Source organism: Mycobacterium sp. MAA66 (assembly GCF_041261665.1).
In the GTDB taxonomy this organism is placed as follows: Bacteria; Actinomycetota; Actinomycetes; order Mycobacteriales; family Mycobacteriaceae; genus Mycobacterium.
In genome coordinates this window covers 1-12,184 of sequence record NZ_JBGCCC010000002.1, presented here as the reverse complement: position 1 = coordinate 12,184, position 12,184 = coordinate 1, and the positions used below count along the sequence as shown (strand labels likewise).

5 protein-coding genes are annotated in these 12,184 nt (G+C 65.3%); all 5 read right to left on the bottom strand.

Annotated elements, in window-relative coordinates; all coding sequences use genetic code 11:
* Positions 1 to 124 precede the first annotated feature (124 nt).
* The gene (locus tag ABIA30_RS06570) at positions 125 to 1,558 is read right to left on the bottom strand and encodes a hypothetical protein (protein ID WP_370063404.1); all 1,434 of its coding nucleotides are present in this window, start codon (positions 1,556 to 1,558) and stop codon (positions 125 to 127) included.
* A gap of 212 nt (positions 1,559 to 1,770) precedes the next feature.
* Positions 1,771 to 2,190 (bottom strand): SufE family protein, encoded by a 420-nt coding sequence (locus tag ABIA30_RS06565; protein ID WP_370063402.1) that lies wholly within the window; start codon positions 2,188 to 2,190, stop codon positions 1,771 to 1,773.
* A complete protein-coding gene (locus ABIA30_RS06560) occupies positions 2,187 to 3,083 on the bottom strand; it encodes a sulfurtransferase (RefSeq protein ID WP_370063400.1) in 897 nt (298 codons plus the stop codon). Before ABIA30_RS06560 ends, ABIA30_RS06565 begins: the two co-directional genes overlap by 4 nt.
* A gap of 283 nt (positions 3,084 to 3,366) precedes the next feature.
* Positions 3,367 to 10,263: an Ig-like domain-containing protein gene (locus ABIA30_RS06555; protein WP_370063398.1), complete on the bottom strand. Its 6,897-nt coding sequence runs from the start codon at positions 10,261 to 10,263 to the stop codon at positions 3,367 to 3,369.
* 584 nt (positions 10,264 to 10,847) lie between these two features.
* The coding region (locus tag ABIA30_RS06550; RefSeq protein ID WP_370063396.1) for a hypothetical protein at positions 10,848 to 12,184 on the bottom strand (1,337 nt) is incomplete at its 5' end.

The following is a 12,184-nucleotide window of genomic DNA, read 5'->3' as shown; positions in this document are numbered from 1 at the left end:
GGTTCTCTAAGAAATGTCTTTAGAAATGTATCGGGCGCAGTGTATGCGCCCGATACCGGGGGTGGTGTGTCGGCACCCCGAAATCGAGGAGACCAACGAAAGATCTTTGGAAGATCGGGTGGAACTAGGCGAAAAGCGTCGGAATGCCCTGCATCGACGGCGCCGGATCGATGCCCAAGACGTTGGCCAACAACGACGGTGCGACGTCCAGAACGTCGACCTCCTTGCGCGACGGATCCCTGGGCACCCCGGCGCCGGCAGTCAGCAGAATGCCCTCCGGGATGTGGTAACCGGTGTTGATGCCACCGACGCGCGGTTGGGTGCTGAAGCCGAGATCGGCGGGCTTGCACGTGCCGTCGTTGTCGGACCCGGTGACGCGGTACCGCAGCGTCGCGTCGGGATCGGCGCCTCTCTCGGGATCGATGCCGAACGTCACCGTGATGCCCTCGGCGCGCACCCGCGCGAACAGCGGCCCCTGGTCACCGATGGTGACCGATTCCAGCGGGGCCACTGCGGCCCGCGCATCGGCTTCGGTGGCGAAGACCAGAGACACCATCGGGTACATCGCCAGGCCGGTGTCGGCCTTCGGCAGCCCCAGCACGGACAGAAGCTTGGTGTGGTCGTCGAGCACGAAGCAGTTGTCATCGAACTTGCTCACCGCAACCGGACCTTGGCCCATGCTCGCCGCCAACACCAGCATCGACTGCGGATGCTTGGCCAGATACTTGCGGATCCGGCCGAGCTGGCTGTCGGTGATGTCCATCGCTTCGATGATGAAGCTGCCGTACACCTCGTCGGCGTCGTACTCGTACTTCTCGGTGTAGCCGGGCATGCCGTCACCCCAGAAGCGGTGCATCATGCCGGCGACGTGGTTGGTGAAGAAGATGGACAACCGCGGGTCGTGCTTGCGGTGGGCATTCCAGTACAGGTCGAAGCCCAGCGGCGCTTGCATGGCCGAGCGGAAGGCCTTGTAGCGCGGGTCCCGGCGCTCCTTGACCAGGTGGGTGGTCAGCGTGGCGGCTGAGCGCGGGGTCAGCCCCTGACGCAGCATGTCCACCGCGGTGCCGGCCAGCATTTTCGGGTTCAGTACCTCAGCGGGCGAAAAGCCGTTGGCTCCCGTCATGGCCAAGTTGAAGGTCTGGAAGCGCTCCAGGGACTTCGGGTAGGTCTTGGCATCCTGGCTGAAGGTGTCGGGGATATAGAACCCGCCGTGTTTGAACTGCCGGGCCGGCCAGCTTTGCATCGGGCCGAACAGGCCGACTGACAGTCCTGCGGCCTCGGCGACGTCCCAGATCGGGTCGCCCTTGAATGTGGTCGGGTCCTGACCCAGATCAAACGAATTGTGGGCATAGGTCGACATGTGAAGCGTCGGCCAGGTGCGCCACGGCTGCAGACCCATCTGCTCTTTGCGGTCCTCGTGGACTGTGGTCTGCGACTGGCCTTCCTTGATCAGGGCTGCCAGGTTGGAGTTGGGCCGATTCTTGACGTAGATGTCGACGACGTCCCACGGAACCTCGTTGAGCTCGTAGAGAATGACATCTCTGCGCTGGCGGTCCATCGGGCGTGGCCCCTTTCGTGAAAATCCGTTGCCAGCGGGTCGGCCGGCGTCATGCGGTGTAGCTGTCGTACGGAATGCAGGCAATCCGGACGACGCTACGCGAACCTGACAACGGCGCCGTTGCCGTCACATGACAGTTCGTCGACAAGAATACGTGACGTGAACGTTATTTATGTCGTTTGCCCAGGAAATTCGAGCAAACACTTCCGGGCCTACAGTGTGGCCCGAAGACGCCGTTTGATGCGCGTCAACATGGCCGACATGCCGCGTAGCCGAAGGGGGCTGATCAACGCCGATAGCCCCAGGTCTGCATAGAAATCGTCGGGCACCTCGAGGATAGCTGCTCTGGGCTGTCCGTCCAGGCCGGCAGCCAGGATCGCAGCGAACCCGCGGGTCGTCGGGGCCTCGGCCGGCGCAGTGAAATAAAGCCGCACCTGCTCGGGATCTGAAACGTCGACATCAAGGAACAACGGCGACTGGCATTCCGGCACCGGCTCCATGGCCGACTGCTCCAGATGAGCGGGCAGCGGGGGCAGCTCATTGGCGTACTCCAGAAGTAGCTGGAGCTTGTCCTGACCGGTGACATCCTGGAACTCGGAGACGACCTCGGCCAGCGCGGCCGGCACCGTCACGATTTGCCTGGAGCCTCACCGGGCTGGTCGCCCATGACGACCGGCACCCGTACCGCGTTGCCCCATTCGGTCCAGGAACCGTCGTAGTTGCGCACGTCGGGCAGGCCCAGCAGATGGGTCAGCACGAACCAGGTGTGGCTGGAGCGCTCACCGATCCGGCAGTAGGCGATGATCGCGTCGTCGGCGTCGAGGTGCCCGTAGAGCTCCTTGAGTTCGTGGTGGTTGCGGAACCGTCCGCTGTCATCGGCGGCCTTGGCCCACGGAATCGACACCGCGGTCGGGATGTGACCGCCGCGCAGTGCGCCTTCCTCGGGGTAGTCGGGCATGTGGGTGCGCTCACCGGTGTACTCCTGCGGAGAACGCACATCGATCAGCGGCGACGTGCCCAGCGTGTCGAGCACATCTTGGCGGAACGCCCGGATGGGGGCGTCGTTGCGCTCCACGACCGGGTAGCCCGTGCTCTGGGTGGCCGGCACGTCGAGCGAGGTGTCGCGGCCGGTGGAGACCCACAGGTCGCGCCCACCGTCGAGCAGACGGACGTCCTCGTGGCCGAACAGGGTGAACACCCAGAGTGCATAAGCCGCCCACCAGTTGCTCTTGTCGCCGTAGATGACGACGGTGTCGTCGCGACTGATGCCCTTGCGATCCATCAGGGCGGCGAAACGTTCGCCGTCGATGTAGTCGCGCACCGCGGGGTCGTTCAGGTCGATATGCCAGTCGATCTTGACCGCGCCGGGGATGTGGCCGGTGTCGTACAGCAGTACGTCTTCGTCGGACTCGACGATAGCCAGCCCGGGACGGCCGAGGTTGGCCGACAGCCAGTCAGCCGTCACCAACCGTTCAGGGTGGGCGTAGGCGGCGAGGGCGCGGTCTGGATCTGCGGGAAGCGGCACCCTATGAGCCTACCCACGCGTTTTTGCTCGCATAGTGCAAGGCGTGTTTCTCAACAGGGTGGTGCCCGTCAGGCCACGTGCCCGTTTGGCGGCTCCGCGTGTCGGCCGCTGTTGTGGCACTTCCGATTTGGAGCGGTCAACTTTCCTTGACCGGTCAGGGAAAGTTGACGATCCCCAACCGAAGTGTGGCAAGAGCAGGGGGCCGATAGCAGTGCCAAGAATGACGAAATCACCACGGCGGCCACCCTTTCGGGTGACCGCCGATTGGGACCGCGGGTGTTGATCAGCAGCCGGCGCGGCACTTCAGGATCGGCACCGAGATGGGGGCGGATTGGTTCCAGTAGCCTCCGGCGGTCGCAACGAACTTGACCGTGAAGGAGTCGGAGGTGGCGAAGCCAAGCCACGAGTTAGCTGAATTGCTCATCGCCAGTGCTGTGGGTGTGTAGGTGTACCACCAGGTGCCGTCGGCGTGCTGGCCGACGGTTGTGCTACCGGGGCCAAGACCGCCGCCGAGCGACGATTGGGTGACCACGGTGTAGGTGCCCTGGATGTTGCCGCCTACGTCACCGGGCAGGACCAGCTGTCCGGTGACCACGCCGTTGCTTTGGTTCTGGCTTTGGTTTGCGGAGGTCGGGCTGGTGACGGCGAAGTTGGTCGACGAGGCGATCGGCACGGTGGCGGTGTAGGTGGTGGTGTAGCCGGCCGCGTTGGTGGCCGTCAGCGTGAAGGTGCCGTTGACCGAGCTGGCCGCGGCCGCGGTGCGGGCGGGACCCGAGTCGGTGAACGTGATGGTGCTTCCGCTGATGGAGACCGTGCCGTTGGAGGAGTTCGAGACGGTGTAGGTGATGGCCCCACCGTCGGGACTTGTCGCCGAGGCGGTGGCGGTCGAGACACCGGTGGACAGGTTGTTGTTGACCCCGGTGATGGTCAGCCCGGTCGGCACGTCGCTGTTGATCGCCACGGTGATCGTTGCGGTCGACTGGTAGCCCGCCGAATTCTTGGCGGTGATCACGAACGTGCCCGACTGGGTGCCGGTACGGGTACCTGCTGCAGGAGTGAACGTGTAGCTGGTGCCTGACGAGCTGATGGTGCCGTTGGTGGCGCTACCCACGGTGTAGGTGATGGCGCCGCCGTCGGGGCTGGTCGAGGACATCGTGCCGGTGACCACACCCGTGGTTGCGTTAGCGCTTTGGCCGGCCGTCGGCGCCGACGGGACGTCGTTGTTGATCGGCACCGTGACGGTTCCGGTCGAGCTGAAGCCCGAGGTGTTGGTGGCCGTGACGGTGAAGCTGCCGGTGACGCTGCCGGTGCGGGTGCCGTTGGCGGGGGTGAAGCTGTACGCCCCGGTGGAGGCGTTGATGCTCACCGTGCCGTTGGTCCCGGTGCCGACGGTGTAGGTGATCGCGGCGCTATCCGGGCTGGTCGAAGACACCGTGCCGGTCACCACGCCGGTCGAGGCGGTGGTGGTCTGCGTGCCGGAGGTCGGAACGCTCGGGGTGTTGTTCGAGGCCGGCGAGACCGGGACCGTAACCGTGGCGGTGGAGCTGTAGGTGCCGTTGGACGCGGTGACGGTGAACGTGCCGTTGGTGGCGGTCGTGTTGGCCGCCGTACGGGCCGCGTTCGTCGGGGTGAATGTGTAGGTGGTGCCCGAGATGCTCACTGTGCCATTGGTCGCGCCTGAGACCGTGTAGGTCAACGAATGACCGATCGGGTCCGTGGAGCTGACCGTGCCGGTGACTACACCGGTGACCTGGTCCTGGTTGGTGGTGTAGGTCGGTGTGGTCGGGGTGTCGGCAACCGGCTTGATCGCAACCGTGACTGTGCCTACGCCGGAAGTGAATTGGCCATTGGATGCCGTCACCGTGAACGAGTCCGTAGTGGCACCGCCCATCGAGGCCTGCTGTTGAGCCGACAGGGTCGGGGTGTAGGTGAAGTCATTGCCGCTCACCGTGACCGAGCCCTTGGTCGGGTTGCCCGTCACCGTGTAGGTGACGGTGGCGCCGTCGGGGCTGGTGGAGTTGAACGAGCCGGTGACCACACCGTTGGCGTTGGTCGAGACGTTGGTCGCGGCCGGGACGTTCGGGGTGTTGTTGGATGCCGGCGAGATCGGCACCGTGACGACGGCGCTGCTGGTGGCGGTGCCGTTGGATGCGGTGACGGTGAAGGTATCGCTGGTGTTGGTGCCGTAGTTGGCATCGCTGCGAGCGAAAGCCGTTGGCGTGTAGGTGAATGTATTGCCGCTCACCGTGACACTGCCGGTGCTGTGTGTCAGCGCGCTGACCGTGTAGCTGACGTTGACGCCGTCCGGGCTGGTGGAGCTGAAGGTGCCGGTGACCACGCCGGTGACCGGGTTCTGGTCGGTGGTGTAGGTCGGGGCGGACGGGGTGTTGTTGGACGCCGGTGAGATCGGCACCGTGACCAAAGTTGCGTCGCTGGTGAAGGTTCCATTGCTCGCGGTCACCGTGAAGCTGTCGGTGGTCGCGTTGTTCCGGGTCGCCGCGGTCGGGGTGTAGGTGAAGGTGCTCCCGTTGATGGTGACGCTGCCGCCCGCGGGGTGGCCGGTGACCGTGTAGGTCAACGACTGGCCGGCGGTGTCGGTCGAGGTCAGGGTTCCCGTCACCACACCGGTGATGGTGTTCGTGTTGACATTGCCGGCTACCGGAGCGGTCGGAACGTCGGCGACCGGAGCGATAGCGACCGTGACTGTTCCTGTGGCCGAGGTGAATTGGCCGTTGGAGGCGGTAACCGTGAAGCTGTCGGTAGTGATGCCGAGGCTAGCCTGCGCCTGCGCCAGTGCGGTCGGAGTGTAGGTGAAGGTGTTGCCCGAAACGGTGACCGATCCGTTGGCGGGGTTCCCGGTGACGGTGTAGGTGACGGTGTTGCCGTCGGGGCTGGTGGAGTTGAGGGTTCCGGTGACCACGCCGTTGGCGCCGGTGGAGACGTTGGAGGTGGTCGGTACCGACGGGGTGTTGTTCGTCGCCGGGGAGACCGGGACGGTGACGGTGGCTGTCGAGCTGAAGGTGCCGTTGGATGCGGCCACGGTGAAGCTGTCCGTCGTGGCCCCCGTGTTGGCGGCCAGGCGTGCCGAATCGGTCGGGTTGTAAGTGAATTCACCGGTAATGGCGTTGACGTTCACGGTGCCACTGGCGGGGTTGCCGGTGACGGTGTAAGTCAGGGTGTGGCCGGCGGGGTCGGTGGCACCGATGGTGCCGGTGACAGTGCCGGTGATCGGGTTGGCGTTCACGTTGGTCGCGGTCGGGGTCGACGGGGTGTCGGCAACCGGTGCGATCGCAACAGTGATTGTTCCTGCGCCGCTGGTGAATTGGCCGTTGTCGGCGGTGACGGTGAAGGAATCGGTGGTGGCTCCGCCCATCGAGGCCTGCAGCTGAGCCAGGGAGGACGGCGTGTAGGTGAACGTGCTACCGGTGATATTGAGCGTGCCGTTGGCCGGGTTGCCCGTCACGGTGTAGGCCACGGTGTGGCCGTCCGGGCTGGTCGACGTCAACGTTCCGGTGACCACGCCATTGGAGCCGGCCGAGACGTTTGTGGTCGCCGGGGCGCTCGGGGTGTTGTTCGACGCGGGTGAAACCGGGACGGTGACCGTTGCGCTGCTGGTGAATTGGCCATTGGAGGCGGTCACCGTGAAGCTGTCGCTGGTGTCGGTGCCGTTGTTGGCCGCCAATCGAGCGGAATCGCTTGGGGTGTAGGTGAATTCACCGGTGGTGGAGTTGACGTTCACAGTGCCGCCGGCGGGGTTGCCGCTGACGGTGTAGGTGACGTTGGTGCCGTCGGGGCTGGTCGCGGAGACCGTGCCGGTGACCACGCCGGTAACCACGTTCTGGTTGGTGGTGGCGGTCGGGGTGCTGGGGGTGCTGTTGGAGGCCGGGGCGATCGGGACGGTGATGGTGGCTGTCGAGTTGAAGGTGCCGTTGGAGGCGGTGACCGTGAAGGAATCCGTTGTCGCGCCTGCGTTGGCGGCCAGGCGTGCCGAATCGCTCGGGTTGTAGGTGAATTCACCGGTGTTCGCGTTGACCGTGACCGAGCCGCCCGACGGGTGGCCGGTGACGGTGTAGGTCAGTGGAGCGCCGGCCGGGTCGGTGGCCGAGATGGTGCCGGTGACAGTGCCGCTGACGTTGTTGGTGTTGACGTTGTTGGCAGTCGGCACGCTCGGGGTGTCGGCGATCGGGGCGATCGCGACGGTGACTGTGCCTGCGCTGCTGGTGAATTGGCCGTTGGTAGCGGTGACGGTGAAGGAGTCCGTGGTGGCTCCGCCCATCGACGCCTGCAGCTGAGCTTGCGAGCTCGGGGTGTAGGTAAAGCCGTTGCCCGACACCGTGACCGAACCATTGGTGGGGTTGCCGGTGACGGTATAGGTCACGGTGGACCCGTCTGGGCTGGTGGAGTGCAGCGCGCCGGTGACCACGCCGTTGGCGCCGGTGGAGACGTTCGAGCTGGTCGGGACCGACGGGGTGTTGTTCGACGCCGGGGAGACCGGAACCGTGACGACCGCGCTGCTGGTGTAGGTGCCGTTGGTCGCGGTGACGGTGAAGCTGTCGGTGATCACTCCGCTGTTGGCGGCCAGGCGGGCGGCGTCGGTGGGGTTATAGGTGAAGACACCGGTGGTGCCGTCGATGCTGACCGAGCCGCCCGACGGGTTACCGGTGACGACGTAGGTCAGGGCGTGGCCGGCGGGGTCGGTGGCACCGATGGTGCCGGTGACGGTGCCGGTGATGGCATTGGTGTTCACGTTGCTCGCCACCGGAGTGGTGGGCGTGTCGGCGATCGGGGCGATCGCGACGGTGACTGTGCCTGCGCTGCTGGTGAATTGGCCGTTGGTAGCGGTGACGGTGAAGGAGTCTGTGGTGGCTCCGCCCATCGCGGCCTGCTGCTGAGCTTGCGAGCTCGGGGTGTAGGTGAAGGTACTTCCGGAGACCGTGACCGATCCGTTGGTGGGGTTACCGGTCACCGTGTAGCTGACGTTCGAGCCGTCGGGGCTGGTGGAGTTCAGCGTTCCGGTGACTACACCGTTGGCGTTGGTGGAGACGTTGGAGGTGGTCGGGACGGCCGGGGTGTTGTTGGACGCCGGGGAGACCGGGACGGTGATGGTGGCCGTCGAGCTGAAGGTGCCGTTGGAGGCGGTGACCGTGAAGGAATCGGTGGTCGTGCCCGTGTTGGCCGCGAGGCGTGCCGAATCGGACGGGTTGTAGGTGAATTCGCCAGTGTTGGCATTGACGGTGACGGCGCCGTTGGCCGGGTTTCCGGTGACGGTGTAGGTCAGGGTGTGGCCGGCGGGGTCGGTGGCCGAGATGGTGCCGGTAACGGTGCCGGTGACGTTGTTGGTGTTGACATTGTTGGCCACCGGGCTGGACGGGACGTCGGCGACCGGCGCGATGGCCACGGTGACAGTACCTGCGGCAGAGGTGAATTGGCCGTTGGAGGCAGTGACCGTGAACGAGTCGGTGGTGGGGCCGCCGACCGACGCACTTTCCTGGGCCAGGGTGCTCGGGGTGTAAGTGAACGTCGAACCGCTCACCGTCACGGTGCCGTTGACCGGGTTGCCTGTCACGGTGTAGGTGACGGCAGCGCCGTTCGGGCTGGTGGAGTGCAGGGTGCCGGTGACCACACCGTTGGTGCCGGTGGAGACGTTGGAAGTGGTCGGGACCGAGGGGGTGTTGTTGGAGGCCGGCGAGATCGAGACGGTGATGGTGCCGGTGCTGGTGGCCGAACCGTTCGATGCGGTGACGGTGAAGCTGTCGGTGGTGGCGCCGCTGTTGGCGGCGGTGCGGGCGGCGTCGGCGGGGGTGTAGGTAAAGGTGTTGCCCGACAAGGTGACTGAGCCCTTGGTCGGGTTGCCGGTCACCGAGTAGCTGACGGCGGCGCCGTTGGGGCTGGTGGAGGTCAGGGTGCCGGTGACTACACCGGTGATCGCGTTGGTGTTGACGTTGGACGCGGTCGGCGTGGTCGGCGCATTGCTGGCCACGTTGACCGGCACGGTCACGGTCGCGTTGGTCGAGGCGATGCCATTGCTGGCGGTCACGGTGAAGTGATCGGTCGCGTTCGCGCCGAGCGAAGCTCCCGACACCGACGGTGTGTACGTGTACGAACCACTGGCATCGACGACGACCGAACCCAACAGCGGGTTGGTGCGCACCGTGTAGGTCAGCGCGGGACCTCCGGCGGGCACGGTGAAATTCAGGTTGCCGGTGACGGTTCCGGTGTGCGGATCGGACGTCGTGGTCGGGTTACCGGCCTTGGGCACCAGCCCGGCGAAGTCCTCCATGCCGCGGTACATGCCGTAGAGGAAGGCGCCGACGAAGTTGGAAGGGGCGGCGGGGCCGGTGAGGCCATTCGCTGTGAGCGTCGCAATGGTCGACGGGTTGGTGAAGAAGCTGATCATCGCGTTCTGGATGGCCGCGACGATCGGGTTGGAACTGGTGGCGTGCGGGACCGCGGTGGTCGTGGTGGTGGTGGAACCGCCGGTGGCGGCAGCCGGGTTGGCGGTCTTGGTGACTGCCGCAGCGGCGACCGGTTGCAGCTTGGTGGCGGTGTTCGGGACGGTTGCGGCGGCGACCGGCACGGAGGTCTGTGCAGCGGGCGCCGGGGCTTCGGGCGACGAGCTGTCGACAGCCCCGGTCGGTGCCGGCTTGGTCTTGGTCTTCGACTTGGACTTGCCGGACTGGTCGGCAGCGGCGGCGTTCTTGGTCTTCTTGCCCTTGCCGGCATTGGAGTTGTTGGCGCCGTTGGCATTTTGGTCGGTCGGGTTCGATGCCGTGCCGTCCGAGGTGGTCGAACCGGAGGCGGTGCCGTCCGACGGTGTTGTGCCGGAGGCTGTGCCGTTGGACGGGGTGGTGCCGGTGGCGTCCGTGCTGGGGACAACGGATGTGCCGGTATCAGTCGTGCTGGTGGCAGGCTTGGGCCGCTGCCCCGGCCGGTGGCCCTTGTTGGAATGGTCTGGGCCGGAGTTCTTCGAGTTGGAGTTGCTCGATGCCGAGGATCCGTCGCCGCCTGTGGCGTTGGCGATGCCGGAACCACTCGCCATTGCCGCACCCAGGCCCAGGGTGACTGCGCCGACGCCGAGCCAGTTGTAGGGCTGGTGTGACGGCTTGGGTGCGACCCGGTGGTTGCCCTTCTTGCGGCTGTTGTTCTTGGACCGCGAGGTGGATCGGTGCGCACCCGACATGCTGAATCTCCATCCAAAGGGCCGTGTCAGGTGACACGGCGAGGGTCTTGAGTGGCCGAATTCACGCGAAATTCGACATCGACGTCAAATTCTTACCAGACTCTCAGGCGGTTTTCGCAAAGTTTTCGGCGATATATTTTCGTTTGCGAAGATTCGCCGTAACCACACTTATGGGCGTGTTGGTTGCCGGTGACTCCGGTGATGCGGGCCGGGTGCGGCTGGTCTGATAGCTGCAAATCAGCTGAAGAAGCAAATGATTGCCGCGTCAGTGGTATCGGTATTTCGGCTTTACCTGCAAATAGTTGGACTCGTCGACAACGTGATGGGAACTCGGCGCTGAGTCGTATCCAGTGGTATGCCAGGGAAGCTGACAGGTGCTCAACTGGTGTCGATGGATAGCTGGACGGGTCTTTTCATAGCCAAAGATTATTTCGATGTGAGTCCGGCAAAGTTTTCACATGGGGTCGGATGAGTCTGAGCAGGCGGGTCATGGCGGCCCCGTCCGGCAGGTGCGCAAAAGCAATCGGCGGCCACCCGAAACGGGTGACCGCCGACGGCGCTGGCGTCAATGTTCGACGCTGTCTTTACGGTTCGCAGACGAAGCATTTCAGGATCGGCACGGTGAAGGTGGTGCTGGTGGAGACTCCGCCTGCGGTGGTCATCTTCACGGTGAAGGTGTCGGATGAGGGACCCGTGCCCCACCACACGTTGTCCATGGTCTGCTCTGCTGGGCTGAATGAGAATGTCCAGGTGTTGCCGCTTTGGCTCAACCCGAGGCTCGAATTGGTGGTGGGGCCCTTGGTGATTGTGTAGGTCTCGGCCACGTTGCCCGGATCGCCGGCGATGCTGAAGGTGCCGGTCACGATGCCGGTGCTGCTGCTCTGAACCTGGTTGATGACGGTGGTTGCCCCGGGCGTCCAGTTGGCTGCCGAGGAGATCGGCACGGTGGCGGTGTAGGTGGTGGAGTAGCCAGCGGCGTTGGTGGCGGTGATGGTGAAGGTGCCGTTGGTGGTGGTGCTGACGGCGGCGGTGCGGGCTGCCATCGAGTCGGTGAACGTGATGGCGGCGCCGCTGATGCTGACCGTGCCGTTGGACGGGCTAGACACCGTGTAGGTGATGGTGCCGCCGTCGGGGCTGGAGGCTGAGGCGGTGCCGGTTGTCACGCCGGTGGACAGGTTGTTGCTGGTCCCGGCGAGGGTCAGTCCGGCGGGGATGTCGCTGGCGATGGGCACCGTGATGGTTCCGGTGGAGGTGAAACCGCTGGTGTTGGTGGCGGTGACGGTGAAGCTGCCGGTGACGCTGCCGGTGCGGGTGCCTGCATTCGGCGTGTAGGTGTATGCGCCGGTGGTGGCGTTGATGCTGACGGCTCCGTTGACCGGGTTGGAGGTGGTGTAGGTGACGGTGGTGTTGTCGGGGCTGGTCGCTGAGACCGTTCCGGTCACCACACCTGTTGTGGCGGTGGTGGTTTGGGTGCCGGTGCTCGGGGTGGTTGGGGTGTCGTTGGAGGCCGGGGAGATCGGCACTGTGATGGTGGCCGATGAGTTGTAGGTGCCGTTGGTCGCGGTCAGGGTGAAGGTGCCGTTGGTGGTGGTGCTGTTGGCTGCGGTGCGGGCGGCCGTGGTGGGGGTGAAGGTGTAGGTGGTTCCGGTGATGGTGACGGTGCCGTTGGTCGGGCCGGTGACTGTGTAGGTGAGGGTCTTGCCGGCGGGGTCGGTGGAGCTGGCGGTGCCGGTGACGACACCGCTGGCCAGGTTTTGGTTGATGGTGGCGGTGGGCGTGGTGGGGGTGTCGGGGATTGGGTTGATCGGGACGGTGATGGTGCCGGCGGTGCCGGTGAATCCGGAGGTGTTGGTGGCCGTGACGGTGAAGCTGTCGGTGGTGGGTCCGCCGACTGAGGCACTCTGCTGTGCCAAAGTCGTTG

What these genes read in the sequence shown, in the direction of transcription:
- ABIA30_RS06570 (WP_370063404.1), bottom strand. Translation starts at nt 1,558, where the DNA reads ATGGACCGCCAGCGCAGAGATGTCATTCTCTACGAGCTCAACGAGGTT.
- ABIA30_RS06555 (WP_370063398.1), bottom strand. Translation starts at nt 10,263, where the DNA reads ATGTCGGGTGCGCACCGATCCACCTCGCGGTCCAAGAACAACAGCCGC.